This window comes from Kitasatospora sp. NPDC096077 (genome assembly GCF_040303245.1).
Lineage (GTDB): Bacteria > Actinomycetota > Actinomycetes > Streptomycetales > Streptomycetaceae > Kitasatospora.
This window is the reverse complement of record NZ_JBEOSV010000055.1, coordinates 39,649-57,615: the sequence shown is the minus strand read 5'-3', so window position 1 is coordinate 57,615 and position 17,967 is coordinate 39,649. Positions and strand designations below refer to the sequence as shown.

At 74.8% G+C, this 17,967-nt stretch carries 15 protein-coding genes; 8 read left to right on the top strand and 7 right to left on the bottom strand.

The annotated features are described in order from the left end of the window. Window positions 1-312 precede the first annotated feature (312 nt). Together ABTZ03_RS32945 and ABTZ03_RS32940 are read left to right on the top strand one after the other, a co-directional pair. On the top strand, window positions 313-1,068 hold the full coding sequence (locus ABTZ03_RS32945) for a DUF4118 domain-containing protein (protein ID WP_350516814.1): 756 nt from the start codon (window positions 313-315) through the stop codon (window positions 1,066-1,068). A gap of 187 nt (window positions 1,069-1,255) precedes the next feature. After that, the gene (locus ABTZ03_RS32940) at window positions 1,256-1,630 is read left to right on the top strand and encodes an SAV_915 family protein (protein ID WP_350516813.1); all 375 of its coding nucleotides are present in this window, start codon (window positions 1,256-1,258) and stop codon (window positions 1,628-1,630) included. Between the two features lie 72 nt (window positions 1,631-1,702). Here ABTZ03_RS32940 and ABTZ03_RS32935 read toward each other — a convergent pair whose 3' ends face one another. The 3 genes from ABTZ03_RS32935 to ABTZ03_RS32925 all read right to left on the bottom strand — a co-directional run bounded on the left by ABTZ03_RS32935 (window position 1,703) and on the right by ABTZ03_RS32925 (window position 5,054). After that, entirely contained in the window at window positions 1,703-2,098 is a 396-nt protein-coding gene (locus ABTZ03_RS32935; protein ID WP_350516812.1) for a nuclear transport factor 2 family protein, read from the bottom strand. A 173-nt stretch (window positions 2,099-2,271) separates the two neighbouring features. Then, a complete protein-coding gene (locus tag ABTZ03_RS32930; protein ID WP_350516811.1) occupies window positions 2,272-3,843 on the bottom strand; it encodes a purple acid phosphatase family protein in 1,572 nt (523 codons plus the stop codon). 158 nt (window positions 3,844-4,001) lie between these two features. After that, window positions 4,002-5,054, bottom strand: coding sequence for a hypothetical protein (locus tag ABTZ03_RS32925; RefSeq protein WP_350516810.1), 1,053 nt, complete (start codon window positions 5,052-5,054; stop codon window positions 4,002-4,004). A gap of 283 nt (window positions 5,055-5,337) precedes the next feature. Here ABTZ03_RS32925 and ABTZ03_RS32920 point away from each other — a divergent pair, with 283 nt between their 5' ends. Beyond that, complete coding sequence (locus ABTZ03_RS32920) at window positions 5,338-8,001, top strand: helix-turn-helix transcriptional regulator (RefSeq protein ID WP_350516809.1); 2,664 nt, start codon at window positions 5,338-5,340, stop codon at window positions 7,999-8,001. A gap of 36 nt (window positions 8,002-8,037) precedes the next feature. On the opposite strand, the gene ABTZ03_RS32915 is transcribed toward ABTZ03_RS32920, so the two are convergent. After that, the gene (locus ABTZ03_RS32915; protein ID WP_350516808.1) at window positions 8,038-8,805 is read right to left on the bottom strand and encodes a methyltransferase domain-containing protein; all 768 of its coding nucleotides are present in this window, start codon (window positions 8,803-8,805) and stop codon (window positions 8,038-8,040) included. A gap of 355 nt (window positions 8,806-9,160) precedes the next feature. Between ABTZ03_RS32915 and ABTZ03_RS32910 the strand changes: the two genes are divergently transcribed. Beyond that, window positions 9,161-10,981 (top strand): hypothetical protein, encoded by a 1,821-nt coding sequence (locus ABTZ03_RS32910; protein ID WP_350516807.1) that lies wholly within the window; start codon window positions 9,161-9,163, stop codon window positions 10,979-10,981. A gap of 42 nt (window positions 10,982-11,023) precedes the next feature. Here ABTZ03_RS32910 and ABTZ03_RS32905 read toward each other — a convergent pair whose 3' ends face one another. Continuing rightward, window positions 11,024-11,737, bottom strand: a complete 714-nt coding sequence (locus tag ABTZ03_RS32905; protein WP_350516806.1) for a rhomboid-like protein — start codon at window positions 11,735-11,737, stop codon at window positions 11,024-11,026. A gap of 288 nt (window positions 11,738-12,025) precedes the next feature. Here ABTZ03_RS32905 and ABTZ03_RS32900 point away from each other — a divergent pair, with 288 nt between their 5' ends. The 4 genes from ABTZ03_RS32900 (at window position 12,026) to ABTZ03_RS32885 (ending at window position 16,333) form a co-directional block, all read left to right on the top strand. Further along, window positions 12,026-12,727 (top strand): rhomboid-like protein, encoded by a 702-nt coding sequence (locus tag ABTZ03_RS32900; protein WP_350516805.1) that lies wholly within the window; start codon window positions 12,026-12,028, stop codon window positions 12,725-12,727. A gap of 99 nt (window positions 12,728-12,826) precedes the next feature. Then, window positions 12,827-13,696 carry an SAM-dependent methyltransferase gene (locus ABTZ03_RS32895; RefSeq protein ID WP_350516804.1) on the top strand — a complete coding sequence of 290 codons (870 nt, stop codon included), beginning with the start codon at window positions 12,827-12,829 and terminating at the stop codon, window positions 13,694-13,696. A 378-nt stretch (window positions 13,697-14,074) separates the two neighbouring features. Then, window positions 14,075-15,487: an argininosuccinate synthase gene (argG, locus tag ABTZ03_RS32890; protein ID WP_350516803.1), complete on the top strand. Its 1,413-nt coding sequence runs from the start codon at window positions 14,075-14,077 to the stop codon at window positions 15,485-15,487. Between the two features lie 177 nt (window positions 15,488-15,664). Next, the gene (locus ABTZ03_RS32885; RefSeq protein WP_350516802.1) at window positions 15,665-16,333 is read left to right on the top strand and encodes a GAP family protein; all 669 of its coding nucleotides are present in this window, start codon (window positions 15,665-15,667) and stop codon (window positions 16,331-16,333) included. 42 nt (window positions 16,334-16,375) lie between these two features. Here the strand turns inward: ABTZ03_RS32885 and ABTZ03_RS32880 are convergent, their stop codons facing one another. Next, window positions 16,376-17,071 carry a hypothetical protein gene (locus ABTZ03_RS32880; RefSeq protein ID WP_350516801.1) on the bottom strand — a complete coding sequence of 232 codons (696 nt, stop codon included), beginning with the start codon at window positions 17,069-17,071 and terminating at the stop codon, window positions 16,376-16,378. Then, complete coding sequence (locus ABTZ03_RS32875; protein ID WP_350516800.1) at window positions 17,068-17,640, bottom strand: RNA polymerase sigma factor; 573 nt, start codon at window positions 17,638-17,640, stop codon at window positions 17,068-17,070. Before ABTZ03_RS32875 ends, ABTZ03_RS32880 begins: the two co-directional genes overlap by 4 nt. Window positions 17,641-17,967: the final 327 nt, after the last annotated feature.

Here is a 17,967-nt window from a genome sequence, read left to right as displayed (position 1 = left end):
CCGAAGGCTGGGGGCCATCGGCGACCGACGACAACGCGGCGAGGTGCGTGCCCCGGCGTCGCGCGCCCGGCGGGAATTGTCAGACACGCCTTAGGTGCGACCGGGCCCGCACCGGCCCGTCCATACGCCTTCTTGACGGGTCCGGCCGCCGTCTTGACGCGTCCTTCGCGCCGCTCGCCGCCGAACCGGAACGACGGGGTCCCCCGGACGGCGGGGTGCCCGGAACGGCCGCGCAAGGGATTCGCCAAGGGACCGACGACGGCCCCCGCCCACCGGCCCGGGAGCGCTACACCGGACATCAGGAGGTGTACGATGCGCCGTTTCACCGCTCGGGCCCGGCTGCCGCTGTTCGCGGCCGTGGCCGCCCCGCTCGCCCTCTGCGCGGTGCTGCTGCCGTGGCGGTCCGGCATCGCCGGCACCGACGTCGCCCTGCTGCTGGTGGTGGTCGTGGTGGCGGTGGCCGCCCTCGGCCGCCGGAGCGCCGGCGCGGTGGCCGCGGTGGTGGCGGCCGCCGGCTTCGACTTCTTCTTCACCCGCCCCTACGAGCGGTTCTCGATCAGCAAGTCCGGCGACCTCACCACCGCGGTGCTGCTGCTCTGCGTCGGCCTGGTCGTCTCCCAACTGGCGGCCAGGGCGAGGCACTTCGAGGTCGTCGCGATCACCGACGCGGGCTACCTGGCCCGGATCCACGACACCACCGTGCTGGCCCGCACCGCCGGCACCGCCCTCACCGTGGTCGACCACGTCCAGGCCGAACTGATCGACCTGCTGCAACTGCGCGGCTGCCGGTTCGAGTACGGCTCACTGCTGGGCCACCCGCCGCGCCTGGAGCACGACGGCTCGGTCACCGTCGCCCGCAAGCCGTGGGACGCCGACCGGCTGGGCCTGCCCGACGAGGACGTGGAGCTGCGACTGTTCGGGAACGGCAAGTACATCGGCCGCTACCTGATGCAGCCGACCCCCGGCACGGTGCCCTCCCGGCAGGCGCGCCTGGTCGCGGTGACCCTGGCCGACCAGGCCGGGACGGCCCTGGAGGGCCTGTGGGGCCCGCACGAGACGGTCACCTGACCACACCCCCTCCGGGCCGCACCGCCAGGACCGGCACGATCGTCAACAGACCATAAGGATCCGACCGGCCGGAGTCAGGGGGACGTCAGGACGGCGCTCCCACCCTCCGCTCGCGGGCATAGCCTCGGTGGCGCACCCCGGCGATCCCGGGGTGCGCCGCCAGCCCGCATCCCCGTGGAGGAACACCATGAGCCAGCGCCTGTACGCCGAGGACCCGGAGCCGTCCGAACGCAACCCGACCGGACCTCTCCTGGTACCCGTCCGGTCGGGCCCGTTGGGCCACACGGCCCGTGTCTTCCGTACCGCGCTGGGCGACCGGACCGCGGTCGCCTTCACCTCCGAGGAGCGGCTCACCGCCGTACTCGGCCCGGACCAGCCCTGGATCACCCTGGCCGAGCCCGCCCTGCGCGCCCTCACCGAGCCGCTCGGCGTCACCGCCCTCACGGTCGACCCGCAGCTGGCCGCCCCTGCGCCACGGCCGCTGCCCCAGCACACCGCACCCGCCCCGACCGCCACCGCCCCTTACCGGCGGGTCCCGCTCGGCGCCGCGCCCACCCCCTGACCGCCCGCACCGGACCCGGCCGGACCTGCCCGCCCGCCGCAACGTGCCCGGCGGCCCGGGACCGGCTCCGGGTCAGGCCCCGGTGATGGTCCTGCCCGGCATCGGCTCCGCGAGCGCTGCCCGCCGTTCGGGCGCAGCGAAGTACTGCGTCTCGTGCACCACGTGCCCGTCGGCGAATTCCATGATGCTCACCGAGTAGGTGGGCACCCCGTCGTACGTGATGACGCACTCGCTCACCCACAGGTCCCCGCCGCCGGTGATCCGGTGGACGGTGAAGTGCCGGTCGGCGGGGTGGCCGCCGCGTTGCGCGGAGATCGCCGCACGGCCCCGGAACCGTTCGCCCGACTGGGGGTAGTCGAGGATCGCGTCCGCCGCGTAGACGGCGTGCTCGGCGTCGCCGTCCCCGCGTTCCGACGCCCGCCAGTGCTCCTCGATCGCGGCCCTGGTCCTGTTGTCAGCGGCATCCATCGCACTGTCCCCTTCCACCGGCGGCCGGCGGCCGGAGCGGTCCGGGTACCGGGAAGGCCTCGGTTCGCCGGGACGCCGGGCCGCTGAAACGTCATGGGCAACGGTGACAGCGTAGATCGCCGAGGCCGCGGGGGGCGGCTACCGCCTACCGCCGCCCCCGCCTCCGGGCGGGTTCAGCCGCGTTGCACGGTGACCCGGTCCACGGCCGTGCCGTCCTCGGTGACGGACCGCACCTCCATCCGGGCCGGTGCGCCGCCGGCGACGGCGGGGGTCACGTCGACCGCCACCAGGCAGTAGCCGGTGTAACGGACCCTGGACCAGGTGACCTCGACGGTCTGTTCGTGGCCGCTCCGCTCGGAGACCACCATCGGCACCGGGTCGTCGTTCGGGGTCTCGTGCCCCAGGTAGGTGTCGGAGGCCGGGAACGTGTAGAGCCCGTCGCCACCGCCGCCCGCGACGACGTACGTGGTGCCGTCCTTCACCGGGTCGACGGTGTCACCGGAGGCGACCGCGCGGGTGGCCCGTCCGGCCCGGATGGGGTCGGTCCGCTCGTAGACGTGGTTGTGGCCGCTGAGCACCAGGTCCACCTGGTACTCGTCGAACAGCGGGGCCCAGTCCTGCTGCGCGCCGAGCTCGGCCCCGTTGTCGTGGCAGGTGGAGTACGTGCACTGGTGCAGGTAGACGACGATGAAGTCGATGCCGGGGTCGGCGCGCAGCGCGGCGAGCCGGCTGTCCAGCCACTTCCGCTGCCTGCCCTTGGTGTGGTCGAGGTTGGCGGGGGTGTTGAAGCAGACGTCGTTGCCGTCGAGGCTGATCAGGCCGACGTTCTGGTAGCGCCAGGAGTAGATGCCCGTCGACCGGCTCCAGGCGTTGTCGGGCATCGTGAACCGGGCGCGGACGCCGCCGTAGCCGTCGTCCCCGTACCACGGCTCCATCTCGTGGTTGCCGACCGCCACCATCCACGGGGTCCGCGCCGCGACGTGGTCGTTCTGGACGAAGAAGGAGTCCCACAGGCGGGCGTCGTACGCGTCGTCGGTCGTGCCGCTGCCGCCGCTGTTGGCGTACGACAGGTCGCCCATGTGGAGGTGGAAGGCGGGGTCGAGGCCGGCGATCAGGTTGCCGGTGGCGGTGGCGTCGGACCCGATGCCCTGGTCACCGAAGGCCGTGAAGGTGAACCCGGCGCCGCGCCCGGGGGCGGGTGCGGTACGGAAGCTCGCCACATCGCCGGACCCGCCGAGCCCGCCGGCCCGGCCGGCCGGGTCGTACCCCTGGTGGCCGACGACGTAGTAGTAGGTGGTGTCCGGGATCAGCTGGTCCACCTGCGCGTGCAGGTAGTACTGGGTGACGGTGGTGGGCTTGGCCAGGGGCTGGCCCTCGACCGGGTGCTGCCAGGAGAGTCGGCTGACCAGGGTGCGGACTTCGGCGGGGAGCTGCGCGCCGAGGTCGCCTGGCTGGAGGCCGAGCCGGACGAAGGGGGCGGTCACCGCGTCCGGTACCTGCCAGGAGACGACGACCTGACGGGACGGGTCGGCACCGAAGGCGAGGTGCCGGCCGAAGGGCCGGAGCGCGGACCCGGCGGTCCGCTCGCTCCGGGGTGCGGGGATGGTCGGATTGTCGAGGGCGGTGGGGAGCGGGGCGGAGGCCCGGGCGGCTCCGGGCAGCAGGAGGCCGCCGGCGAAGGCCGCACCGCCCGCCGCACCGACGCGCAGGAGGGAACGCCGGGAGTGCCGTGATGTCTCGGACATGACATCAAGTTAGGAAACTTCCCTAACCTCTGACAAGGGGTCGGACGGCATCGGCGCGGCCCGCGCACAGCGTGGCGGCCACCCCCACCCGGGGCGGCCGCCACGACGGCACCCGGCTCCTTCCGCTCCCGGTGCGATCCCGCGCGTCAGCGTCCGCGTCAGCGGACGGACACCTGCCAGGCGCTGTACGGCGCGGCCATCCGGCCGGCTATGCCGGGGCAGAAGTAGTCCGAGGGGTTCATGGTGGCGTCGGGGAAGACGGTGGAATTCGCGGGCCCGGCGTCGGTCCAGGCGCCGGTGACGGGGTCGTGGACCTTCAGTCCGGTCGTCTCGACGACCCGTCCGCTGAGGTCCTGGCAGACGCCCACGGATCCGGAGGCCGTCTGGTCGGAGTAGTACTCGAACATGTCCCAGCCGTAGGCGAGGGTGGTCTGGTCGGTGCCCTGGCTGGTGAAGAACGGGTCCCAGGTACTGGTGGTGACGTTGTAGAGCGAGGCGGTCCAGGCGTTGGCCCCGGCGTCGGTGAGCTGGATCCGGACGGTGTAGGCGGAGCGGCCGTTCACGGTGCTGCCGTACTTCTGGAGGAAGGCGGAGTCGATGTCGACGGTCGCGCCGACCTGTTGGGCGGGGTCGGCGTTGCACCAGTCCCAGGCCCACACCTGGGCGCTGGCCTGGGTGTGGACGGTGACCAGCTCGATGCAGGAGTTGGCGCGCGCCTTGGTGGTGGGGGCGTAGAGGAAGTCGTCGGCACTGCTGAGGCGCAGCGAGGCGTCGAGGGTGTGGGTGGCGGTCACGCCGTCGAAGCCGGTGTTGCCGTTGGGGCCCAGCTCGGTGCCCCACCAGCGGTGGGCCAGCTCGGCGAGGTCCGCGCCCTCCGGGGCCGTGCGGCCGGCGGCGCCCACCGAGGGCCGATCCGGCGCCACGAGACCGTCGCGCAGCTCGCGGAACCGCTGGACGCCCGGTCGGTCCTGCGGCCTGATGCCGGCTTCGCCGAGGACGCGGCCGGCGACGGGGGCACCCATGGGTGCGTCGGCCCTCGGGGTGGACGGGCGCTCGGCACGGGCCGCGGACGCGATCGGGGACGTGGCCGGGGACGTGGCCGGGGAGGCCTGGGCAGCGGGTGCCAGCACGGCGCCGGCGGCCGCGAGGGCGCACGTGACGACGGCCGCGGCCGCGGTCCTCAGCGGGGACGAACGGAACAGTGATGCCATGTTCATGACACTCCAGAGGCGTGGGGGGACCTGACGGAATGCCGGACGCCGCCCGCCGGGAGGAACCGGGGGGTATGGAGGTTCCGGTGACCGGGGGTGTGTGGAGGCTCCGGTGACCGGTGGGCGGAACCGGGTGGCCATCAGCGTGGTCCAGACCTCAGCGGCGTACAATCCGGCCGCCGGAACTACCCATACTCAATCAACTCCACTGCACCGGAGCCTGGTTGGCCGAGGCACCGTCCGGCACCGTGGAGACCCGCCACCCGGACGAGCGGAGGAAAGCATGGGCGAAGCCTGGCGGGCCGTACTCCACGGCTCCCTCACCGGCCCCGCCCGGCCCTCGACGGTCCTGCTGGTCGAGGGGCCCGCGGGCACCGGAAAGTCGCACCTCGTGGCGGCCCTGCGCCGACGACGCCCGGCCGGATCCGCCTGTCTGACCCTCACCTGCGCCGAGCTGTCCGAGGACGAGGCGCAGCGCGCCTTCGACGCCGCGGCCCGGTCCACGGCCCCGATCCTGCTGGTCGTGGAGGACGTCCACCGCGCCGACGAACCCGTCCGGCGCAGCCTCCGGCGGCTGTCCCGCACCCTCCCGACCGGGCGTGCCCTGGTGCTGACCTGGCGACCCGAGGACCTCCCGGCCGGCCGCCCCCCGCTGGGCGAGCCGCTCGACTGCCCGCCCGGCACCGCCGTCCTCCGGGAACGGACCGGCCCGCTCCCCGCCCCGGTGGCACGGCAGTTGATCGGCCGGGCCCTGGGCGAGCGGTGCCCGGAGGCCGTGATCGGGCGGCTGTACGCGGTGACCGGCGGAGTCGCCCAGGTGCTCGTGGACGTCCTGCCCGTCCTCGCGGAAACGGCCCCGGACGGGCCGACGGCGGACGACATCGAGGCGCTGGAGGCCCCGCCGCGCCTGTCGGAGACCGTGCTGGGCCGGCTCACCGCCCTCCCGCCGGACGCCCGACGCCTGGTGCAGGCCGCGGCGGTGCTGGCCGGACCGGCCTCCGAGGCCGAACTGGCCGCCCTCACCGGGCTGCCGGACCGGGAGGTCCGCACCGGGCTCCTCGCGGCCCTCGCCACCGCCGCGCTGACGGACCTCGGCCCCCGTCGGTACGGCTTCCCCGTACCGCTCGCCGCCCGGGCCGTGGCCGTCGGCCTGCCCCCCGCCGAACGCTTCGACCTGCACCACCGGGCGGCCCAGGTGCTGCGGCGGCGCACCGACGTCCCCTGGCCGGAGGTCGCCGGGCACCTCCGCGCGGCCGGGGTCCGGCGCGGCCTGGTCCGGGCCGCCGAACGCGCCACCGGCGCCCACGCCGCCGCCGGTGAGCACCGCGAAGCCGCCCGGCTCCTCCAGGAGTTGCTCGTCGACCGCCGGATCCCCGGCCCCGCCCGCGCCAGGCTCGCCACCACCGCCCTGCGCCACGTCGCCGGGCTCACGCCCCGGGACGCCAGCACCCTGCTCGACACCCTCACCCGCACGCCGGGAGTGCCGGGGCCGCTGCGCGCCCAGGCCCGAGTGCTCCAGGGGCTGTCGCTGTGCACCCCGACGGCGCCGGACCACGACGGCTGGCTACGGCTGGCCCGCACCGCCGGCACCCTCCCGGGCGAACTCGGCCTCGCCGCACGGGTCATGGCCGCGATGTCGATGCCGCACTGGCCCGGCATCCCGCTCGCCGAACACCGGCACTTCGCGCGGCGGGCCCTCGCCGCGGTCGCCGCCACCACCGATCCCGTCCTGCGGGCCGCCGTCGACGCCAACCTCATCGCGCTGCTCCTGACCCTCGACGACCCCGGAGCCGAGCGGGCACTCCCGCCCCGGTCCCCGCACGACGGCGAGGACGCGGCGGGCGCCGCATCGGCCGGCCACCGGGCCCGCGCCCTGTGCAACGCCGCCGACGCGACCCTGTGGCTCGGCCGCTACGCGGACAGCCGGGCCTTCCTCGACCGCAGCGCGGCCCTGGCCGAACGCCACCGGGCCGGGCCCCACGTCGCCCACGGCATCCGCAGCGTCCGGCTCCTCCTCGACTGGGCCACCGGCCGCTGGACCGGCCTCGCCGACCGCGCCGCCGAACTGGTCGCGGACACCGCCCGGACCCCGGTGCTCGGCCACGAGGCCCGGACCGTCCTCGCCTCGCTGTGCCTCGCCCGGGGCGAATGGTCGCAGTCCCGGGCCTGGCTGGCCGGCGGCCCGGCCCCGCACCCGGACCAGCAACTGGCACCGGTCGCGGTGCTCTCCTCGACCGTGCTCGTACGCCTGGCCCTCGCCCGCGGCGACCACCAGGACGCCCGGACGCACGCGACCCAGGCCTGGGCCCGGCTACGGAGCAAGGGCATCTGGGCCTGGGCGGCGGAACTCGCGCCCTGGGCCGTCACCGCGGTCCTGGCCGCGGGCGACCCCGCCACCGCCCGGGCGATGGCCGAGGACCTCCGCACCGCCCCCGCCACCCCGCACCTGCCCCTCGCGGCAGCCGCCCGGCAGTGGTGCCACGCCACGCTCGCCGAACACGACGGGGACCTCCCGGGCGCCGCGGCGGCCTACCGCGCCGGCGCGGCCGCCTACGCCGCCCTGCCCCGGCCGTACCTGTCCGCCCTGGCGGCGGAGGCCGCGGCCCGCTGCGCCGCGGCAGCGGGAAACGGCCGGGCCGCGGACCGGGACGTCCTCGACGGACTGACCGGCGCCCTCCGCCTGCTGACCGACCTCGGCGCCACCCACGACGCCGCCCACGTCCGCTCCCAGCTGCGCGCCGCCACACCCCCGCGCTCCGGCCGGCCCGCCCACCCCGGACTCTCCCCCCGCGAACGGGAGGTCGCCGAACTCGCGGCCACCGGCCTGACCAACCGCCAGATCGCCGCAGAACTCCACCTGTCCACCAGAACCGTCGAGAACCACGTGGCCAGGACACTGCGCAAACTCTCCGTCCCGTCCCGCCGCGACCTCCCCCCACACCTGTGACGGCCCCCGGCCGAGCCCGACGGCACCCCGCGCCTGCTACGGCTTCCGCGCCTCGATCAGGAAGCGTGCCGAATGGGCGACGAACGGCCCCTCCGCCCGGATCAGGGCGTCCAGCTCGCGCAGCCGGTCGAGGTGACCGGCGACGGTGAAGCCCGGGACCATCCAGATCACCTTGCGCAGGAAGTACACCACCGCGCCGATGTCGCGGAACTCCATCCGCAGCCGCTCGGAGCGCAGGTCCACCACCTCCAGCCCGGCCGCCCGGGCCTGCGCGCCCTCCACCTCGGGGCGCCGCGCCTCGCGCGCCGCCGGCTGCGGTCCGAGGAAGTACTCGACCAGCTCGAAGGCCGAGGCCGGTCCCACGTGCTGGGCGACGTACGCGCCGCCGGGCCGCAGCACCCGGGCGATCTCCGTCCACCAGGCCCGCACCGGATGCCGGCTGCTGACCAGGTCGAAGGCCTCGTCCGCGAACGGCAGCGGCGGCTCGTCCGGGTCGGCGACCACCACGGCGCCCAGCGGCTGCAGCAGCCGGGTGGCCCGGGCCAGGTTGGGCGGCCACGACTCGGTGGCCGCCAGCACCGGCGGGCGGCCCCCGCCGCCCAGTCGCAGGGCGCCCGCCAGCACCTCGCCGCCGCCGGTCTGGATGTCCAGGGCCGCGCCCGCCGTGCCCAGCCGCCCGGCCAGCAGCCGCTGGTATCCCCAGGAGGGGCGCTCCTCGGTGGCCCGGCCCTCCAGCCAGGAGAAGTCCCAGCCGTCCACGGACACGCTCTCGGCCTCGGCGATCAGTTCCTCGAAGGTGCGCATGCGGGCATCATCGCCGGGGCGGCGCCGCACTGCCATCGGATTCCCGCCCGGGCCGGTACCTCGCTACCGATCCGACCCGCAGCTCCAGGCAGTTGAGCGGCTTCGCGACCGCGGCCGGCCTTGCCGGGGCCCGTTGGGAACCGTCCGCCGACACCGGTTTCTTCCAGCCCCTCCTGATCGCCCGAGCGCCCTGACCTCCGCCTGCTCCCCCGCCGAGTCCCACCCGGGGCCTCACCCTGATGCCACGTGACCCGGGGGCGCGCCCGTCGTTGTCCACTGCGACATCCAGGTGGGGGGACCGGGTCCGGCGCCTCCGATCGGGTGCGGCGGACGCACGGCGAAAGAGCACAACCGAATGGCTGATGCGACCACTTGCCCGACCGCCGCTCCAGCGGATCCTCGAAGCATCGAGCCGCCCCCCGAGCGGAGCACCCCGTCTCCGCCGGGCCCGGCGGAGACCCCTGGCCCGCAGCAGCGCTCCACGGCACCGGCCGAGGCCGTCGTCAGCCTGCTCGCCGCCGTCTGCTTCATGCTCTGGGCCCGCAGCATCGACGTGAACCCCCTGGTGCGGATCGGCCAGGTGAGCGGCCTCGCCGCACTCCAACTGCGCGCCGCGGTGATCGGCGTTCCCGTCCTCGCGGCCCTGCTGTACGTCGCGCACCGGACCGCTCCGGGGCGGTACCCGCTGGTGCTCCGCCTGGGCTGCGCGGTGTTCGCGGGACTCGGGACCGGTCTGGTCGCCGGCGGTGTCGTCGTGGCGCTGAACGGGACCCCGTGGGGTCTGGGAGGCCAGGAGGGCGACCCGGGCAACGTGATGGGCATGGCCGACGACATGATCCGCGGCAAGGGCCTACCAGGCGTCTACCCGCCGCTCTTCCCGGCCCTGTTGGTCGGGTGGGGCAAGCTGTTCCACGGCGCCCACGGCGGCGTCGCCGGCGTCGCGTTCGCCATGAAGGACCTCCAGGTGCTGTGCACCGCCGTGGCCGGCCCGATGACCTACCTGGCGTGGCGGCTGCTGCTCCGCCCCTTCTGGGCCCTGCTCGTCGCGGTGCCCTCCGCGGTGCTCTTCATCGACCCGATCCGCCCCTACAGCCACGGCGCCATGCTGGTCATGCTGCCGGTCCTGGCCGTCGGCTTCCGCGAACTGCGCCGGTCCCACGAGCTGTCGGCCCGCTCGGCCGTGGCACGGGCGACCGCCCTCGGGGCCTCGATCGGTCTGCTGTTCCTCTGGTACTCCGGTTGGTTCGTCTGGGCCGCACCGGGTGTGCTCGTCCTGGTGGGATCCGTGCTGCCCTGGCGGAAGGGCGCGGCACGCCTGAAGCGGGCCCTGCTCTTCCTGGCGGTGGCCGCGGCGAGCGCCGCGCTGGTCGGCGCGCCGCTGCTCTACCAGCTGGTCCGGCTCGGTGCGACCACCAAGGACCGCTACGCGATGATCACGGTCTACGCCGATCCCGCCTACGTGATGGGCTGGATGTCCGATCGCCCCGGCACGCAGACCTACCACAACTGGCCCCTGAGCGGCGAGTTGGCCGGGCAGAGCGCCTTCACCCTGCTCGTCCTCGCGGCGGCCGCACTCGCGATCGGCCTCGGCTCGGGCGGCATCCTGGTGCGGACCGTCACCACCGTCCTGGTCAGTTCCTGGCTCCTCCGCTTCTGGTTCGCCTCGCAGCTGGAGCGCACCCAGGCGGTGCAGCTCTACCCGCGGACGACCTGGATCATCATGTACTGCCTGATCGTGCTGGCGGTACTCGGCCTGATGCTGGCCGCCCAGCGCGTGACCGCCTGGAGCCGGACGCTGTCACACCCCGGCAGCGGCACACCCGGCACATCCGGCACATCCGGCGGACCGAGCCTCCTGACGATCCGCCGGATGACCGCCGGCGGAGTCTGCGCGATCGCACTGTTCGCCGCCATGGCCGGCTCCTGGTCGGCCAACCGCTACATGCCGACCACCGACCCGGGTGTCCTGGACATGGGCCTGGACGCCCGGCGTGCGCACCTGCTCAAGGACGCCACCGGCCACTGCCCCCGGTACTCTCCCGTCGCCACCTGCGCCGGCATCAACCAGAACCTGTCCGTACGGGACACCGGCCCCGACGACCTCCAACTGTGGTGCGCCAATGTCCCCGGCCCCGACTGGCCGACGACCTGCGGCCGCAAGGCCCCGTGGATCTGACGCACGGAACCGACCCGGCCGACCGGCCGGGGCCCGAAACGGTCACCGGCCGGCCGGCCGCCGCCGCAGCGCCCGCACCGCGGCGACCGGGTCGAAGGACCCCGGCCGGTCCCGGGTGATCGGGTAGCAGGCGAACCCGATCAGCGCGGCGCTCAGATGGCCGACGCTGGTGTAGTCCCGGCTCTGGTGGACCCCCAGGACGTACACGGCCAGCACCCCCGCCGCGTACAGGTACCGCCACGGCCGGACGATCAGGTAGGTGAGCACCGCGACCACCCCGGCCAGGGCGTAGCTCACGCCGTAGTCGAGCGTGAAGACCGCCTTCGGCGAGGCCAGTCCGCGGTGGATGGCCCAGCCGAGCACGCCCTCGCTGAGGTAGGTCGCACCGACGTGCGCCAGCACCGCCACCGAGAGCCAGCGCAGCGTGCCCAGCCAGCGCTCGGCGGGCACGTGGAAGACGTTGTACAGCGCGAAGTAGGTCGGCCAGCCGCCGTCGATCCACAGCGCGCTGGTCGCCAGCACCCGGATCGGCGAGACCTGGAGGTGGTGCAGGTTGGTCGAGCGCCGCTGCAGGATCCGCTCGGCGGTCGCGGGGTCGACGTGCCGGATCACCTGGGTGGTGACCAGCAGGATCGCCAGCCAGAGGTAGCTGCCGGGGGCGCGTCGCACGTAGCGCCACACCGCGCGGGCCGCGCGCGCCCACCACGGCCGCCGGTGCTCCTGCGGCACCGGCACCCCGGTGGTGCTGCCGGTCATCGGCGCCTCCTCGACGGCCCCCTCGTCCTCACCCTCACCCTCCCTCTCGCCCTCACCCTCGCCCGGCCCGGCGGCCCCCCGCCGCCGCCACGACCCGTTCGGGTGACCGCCCCGCCCGGCCCCGCCGCACCCCGGTCCCACCCCGCCCCCCGCTCCGCCCGTCCCCCACCGGCCTCGGTCGACAGGGCCCAGGCCCCGGACTGTCGTAGGCTGGCCGTCCGGCCGCCCATCGAGCCGCCGGGCACCTGGAACCGCACCTGGAACCGCAGAGCGAAGGCGCCACCCACGATGACGGACCGCCTCGGGGCGACGAAACCGACCGACACCGCCGCCAACCGGCACCCGGTGTCCAGAACGGCCGCCTTCCGGTCGAGCGCCCGCAGAACCGCCCCGCGCCTGCGGCTCACCAGCGTCTACGTCCTCCTGCTGACCCTCACGGCCTCCTGGCTCGCCACCCAGGGCCACGCCGGGCGGGCCCGCTTCGTCCGCCACAACAGCAGCAACGTCCACCACATGGAGGTGGGCAAGTGGTGGACGCTCTTCACCAGCGGCCTGGTGGTCGACGGGGTCCCGGCCTGGGCCGGCATCGCCGCCGTCGCCCTCGCCCTGGGCCTGGCCGAGTGGCGCTGGGGCCCGGCCCGGGCCGGCGCGGTCTTCGTCTTCGGGCACCTGGGCGCCACCCTGATCACCGAGGGCGCCATGTGGGTGATGCTGACCGCGCGGATCCCCGGCGCGCTGTCCCGGGAGCGGGACGTCGGGATCAGCTACGGGCTGGTCGCCACCGTCGGCTGCCTGCTCGCCCTGGGCCCGCCCCGGCTGCGCCGGTACGGCCTGCCCGCCCTCGCCCTCGCGCTGGCCGGGGCCTGGGCGGCGGACCAGCAACTGGCCGACGCCGGGCACCTGGTGGCCCTCGGACTCGGCATCCTCGCCGCCCACACACCGTGGCTGCGCGAACGCGCCCGGCGCCGTACTGAACCGCGGGCAGGGTGATGATCGTCCAATCGGGTGGGCCGGGTACGATGCGAAAGTGATCAACCGGCTTCCGGTCAGCAGTCGATGACCGTTGATCAGGCCAACGGAGGGGACCCGATGCCCGAGCTCGACCACACCACGGACCCGGCGGACGCGGCGGACGCCACCGGTACGACGGAGGCGACGGGGGCGATCGCCCCGGTCGGCTCCGTGGACCCGGTGATGCTGCAGACCCACCGGCCCCATCCGGCCCGGATCTACGACTACTGGCTGGGCGGCAAGGACAACTTCCCGCCGGACCGGGCCGCCGCCGAGCACGCGATCGCCGCCGCGCCCGACATCCCGCAGGCCGCCCGGGAGAACCGCGCCTTCCTCCGCCGCGCCGTCCGGCACTGCGTGGACGCCGGGGTCCGCCAGTTCATCGACATCGGCTCCGGCCTGCCCGCCCGGGGCAATGTGCACGAGGTCGCCCAGGAGCTGGCCCCGGACGCCCGGGTGGTCTACATCGACAACGACCCGATCGTGCTCGCCCACGGCCGGGCACTGCTCGCGGACAACCACTCCACGACCGTGCTGACCGGCGATCTGCGCGACCTCGACGAGCTGCTCGACCGGCCCGCCCTGCGCGAGCTGATCGACCTGTCCCAACCGGTCGCCGTGCTGCTGGTCGCCGTGCTGCACTTCCTCGACGACGACCAGGCCGCCGCGGCCGTCCGGGCCGTCCACGAGCGGCTCGCCCCGGGCAGCTACCTGCTGCTCTCGCACAGCACCGCCGAGGGCAACCCGCAGCGGGCCGCCGAGGTCGCCAAGACCTGGGACGACACCGATACGCACATCCGGCTCCGCGGCCGCGCCGAGGTGGAGGCGTTCCTCGCGGGCTGGGAGTTGGTGGAACCGGGCGTGGACTTCGTCCCGCTCTGGCGCCCGGACGGGTCGACCGCGGGCTCCACCCGCTGGATGTACGCGGGCGTCGGCCGCAAGGTCTGACCCCCGTAGGCCCTGACCGCCGCAACTCCTCACCCCCGCAGTTCCCGACCGCCGCAACTCCTCACCCCCGCACGACCAGTCGCCGCCTTCAGGGCCGGGCTCCCCCGGGAGCCCGGCCCGTCGCGTCCCCCCACCGGAACCCCACCGGAACCCCGCCCGGCCGCCGCCGCAAATCCGGCCCCGGCCAATGGAGTTGACGCCCGACAGGCTCCCCCGGGGCCGCCGCCGGCAGCCACCACCCCGGCCAACGCGTTCGTATGCTCTTGCGGTACTCTGCAAATGTATGCCAGAGTGCGGGCATCGGATGAAACAGACCGAACCCCCTCACACGTCGCTAAATCAGGAGCCCGCACGAGCGGGTGGGTCAAGGGTGCAATCATGTCGAAGGTCTTGAGCAAGCTGCCGGTCGGTGAACGGATCGGCATCGCATTCTCCGGCGGGTTGGACACCTCCGTGGCGGTCGCGTGGATGCGCGAGCACGGTGCCGTCCCGTACGCCTACACGGCCGACATCGGCCAGTACGACGAGCCGAACCTCGCCGACGTCCCGGCCCGTGGCCGTGCCTACGGCGCCGAGCAGGCCCGCCTGATCGACTGCCGGGCCCCGCTGGTCGAGGAGGGCCTGGCCGCCCTGGCCTGCGGTGCCTTCCACATCCGCTCCGCCGGGCAGACCTACTTCAACACCACCCCGCTCGGCCGCGCCGTGACCGGCACCCTGCTGGTCCGGGCCATGCAGGAGGACGGCGTCTCCATCTGGGGCGACGGTTCCACCTACAAGGGCAACGACATCGAGCGGTTCTACCGCTACGGCCTGCTGGCCAACCCCAACCTGCGGATCTACAAGCCGTGGCTGGACCAGGACTTCGTCGACCAGCTCGGCGGCCGCAAGGAGATGTCCGAGTGGCTGGCCGAGCGCGACCTGCCCTACCGGGACTCCGCCGAGAAGGCCTACTCCACCGACGCCAACATCTGGGGCGCCACCCACGAGGCCAAGCGGCTGGAGTACCTGGACACCTCGATGGAGATCGTCGCCCCGATCATGGGCGTCGCCTTCTGGGACCCGGCCGTGGAGATCCGGACCGAGGACGTCACCGTCGACTTCGAGTTCGGCCGGCCGGTCCGGATCAACGGCCGTGAGTTCGGCGACGCCGTCGCGCTGGTGCACGAGGCCAACCTGATCGGCGGCCGGCACGGCCTCGGCATGTCGGACCAGATCGAGAACCGGATCATCGAGGCCAAGAGCCGCGGCATCTACGAGGCCCCGGGCATGGCGCTGCTGCACATCGCCTACGAGCGCCTCCTGAACGCGATCCACAACGAGGACACCACCGCCACCTACCACACCCAGGGCCGGCGCCTCGGTCGGCTGATGTACGAGGGCCGCTGGTTCGACCCGCAGGCGCTGATGCTCCGCGACAGCCTCCAGAAGTGGGTCGGCCAGGCCGTCACCGGCAGCGTCACGCTCCGGCTGCGGCGCGGCCAGGACTACTCGGTGATCGACACCCAGGGCCCGAACTTCAGCTACCACCCGGAGAAGCTGTCGATGGAGCGCAGCGTCGACGCCGCCTTCGTCCCGGACGACCGGATCGGCCAGCTGACCATGCGCAACCTGGACATCGCCGACTCCCGCAGCAAGCTGGAGCAGTACGCGGGTCACGGCCAGCTGGCGCAGTGGAGCGGTCTGATCGGCGAGCTCTCCCCGGGCGGCGCCGCGCCGATCGCCGCGGGCAGCGGCCACGAGGCGGAGCCCACCGCGCTCGACCTCGCGGCGATGGAGTCCGGCACCGACTGACCGGGCGCCGACCGACTCGTCCGGGCCGGGGGCCGTCGCACCGTCGTGGTGCGACGGCCCCCGGCCGTCTCTCCCGCCACCCACGCTTCACCCGGACGGCGGAACCGGCCGTGCGCTCCGCCCCCGGCGGTAGCTGAATGGCGGACGGCACCCGGCGACGGGAAGGCAGGTCCGGGGATGGGTGAGGCGATCGGCCCGATGCTGGCCTCGGCGGTGGCGGTCGCACTCAGCCCGCTGCCGCTGATCGCCGTGCTGCTGATCCTCGCCCCGCCGCGCGGCCGGGCCAACGGGGTGGCCTTCACGGCCGGCTGGGTGCTCGGCCTGGCGGCGGTCACGGCGCTCGTACTGGTGGCGGGCGGCGCACTGGCCCCGACGGGCGGGCGACCGACCTGGGCGGACTGGCTGAAGCTCGGCCTCGGCGCCGCGCTGGTCCTGCTGGCCGCCCGGCAGTGGCGCGACCGCCCCCGCCCCGGACACGTCACCGCGCCGCCGACCTGGCTGCTGGGGATCGACCGGCTCACCCCGGCCCGGTCGGCGGGGCTCGCCGCGGCCCTGGTGGTGGCCCGTCCCCGCACCCTGCTCGCGGCCGTCGGCGGTGCCGCCTCGATCGCCGCTGCACCGTCCGGCCCCGGGGCGAGGGCCCTGGCCGCCGCCCTGCTGGTGCTGATCGGCTCACTGGGCACCCTCCTGCCGCTGGCCGTCCGGCTGCGCGGCGCCGACCGTTCGGTCCACGCCCTGGGCGAGTGGCGCGCCTGGGCGGCCGCGCACCACGCGGCGATCACCACCGCCGTCCCGCTGGTGCTCGGCGCCGACTACCTCGGCAGCGCCCTGACCGGCCTCAGCTGACCGGCCTCACCCGACCGGCGCCGTCCGGACCGGCCCGCCCCCTCAACGGATCCGCACCACCCCCCGCCCCCGCACCGCCCGCACGCCCAACCGCCCCGGATCGGCCCCGGGCCGGGCCGCCACCGCCCCCTGGAGGGTCAGCAGGATCTCCCCGTCGTACCCCTCCGCGAGCAGCCGCGCCAGCTCGGCGACCCGCCCCGGCCGGGCCGTCGGGGCGACCTCCGGGAGCCGGCCCGGACCACTGAGGTCCTCGGCCTCGGCGGCCCAGCGCGCCGCGTCGTGCCGCTCGCCCTCGGCGGCGTAGTGCACCGCCAGGCAGTGGACGGCCAGCGGGTCCCCGTACTGGGCGGCGATCCGCCACCAGAAGACCCCGTCGGCCGTGCGGCCCAGGCCGTAGAGCAGGCAGCCGAGGGTCCGGAAGGCGGCCTTCTCGGCGAGTTCGAGGTCCAGGGCCAGTTCGCCGGGTTCCACCGCGCCCGCCACCCCGGCACACAGGTGGCGCAGGTCGCGCCGGAGTTCGGACCGGCCCCCGGTCCGGGGGTGGTCACCGGCCGCCGGGGCGTGCGGCGGCCGGGCGACGGCGGGCGGCCGGGCCGGACGCTCGCGCCCGGTCGGGGCGGCCCGCCGGGCGGCGACCAGCCGCTCGGCCAGTCGGCGGGTGAAGTCCGCCGGGTCGTGGCCGGGGAAGTCCTGGTCCAGCTCGGCGGCGTGCGCGCGCAGCAGTTCGGTGACCCTCATGTCGCCCGCCCGTCGTCGTCCGGATGCTCCAGCAGGTACTCCAGGTGGCGCCGCCCGAGGCTGTAGTAGGTGCGGGCGGTGGTGTGCGCGATGCCGAGGGTCCGGCCGATGTCGGGGTAGGACAGCCCCGCCTGGCGCAGCCGGACCACGTCGGCCTGGACCGGCGCGGCACGGGCGAGCTCGTCCATGGCCCAGTCCAGGGCGTCCAGTTCGGCGAGCTCCTCCAGCTCGTCCTGGCTGGTGTCGGGGCGGCGCTGGGCGATCACCCGCAGCCGTTTGCGCTCGGTGCGCCGGCGTTCGCGCAGCACGTCGACCACCGCGTCCTTGACGATCTTGAAGGCGAAGGCCTGCGGGTCCTCGCTGGCCAGGGCGCGGCGCCAGTTCCGGTAGAGCGTGGTGCCGGCGTTCTGCACCGCGTCCTGGGCGTCCTCGCGGTGGCGCAGCCGCTGCTGGGCGTAGCGGAGGTAGCCGGTGTTCTCGCGGGTGAAGAACGCCTCGAAGTCGTTCGGCAGGTCGTCGAGCGGGTCCGCCCGCAGGCTCCGCTCCTCGCCCGGCCCGGGAGTGTCCACACGCGCCCCCTTCCTGGGTCAGCTGGCCGGCCCACCGGGTGGCACGCCGACGGCCCTTTGCGGGCTCGTGGTGTAACCGTCCGGGAGGGCCGGGTTGTTGACCGGATCGGGCGGACAATTGGAAACGTTTCCGTTCACTTTCGAACAACCCCGCTGACCTGCCCGTTCGAGACCAGCGGCGACCACCCGGCCGTCAAGGAGTGACCCAGATCACACTTGACCGGGCGTCGGGCTTGACAAGCCCGACGCCCCCCCCCCGGGCACCCGGGGCCCCAAGGGCCCCCCCCCCCGGGGAACCGCCGCCCCACCGCGCCCCGTGCCCCCGCG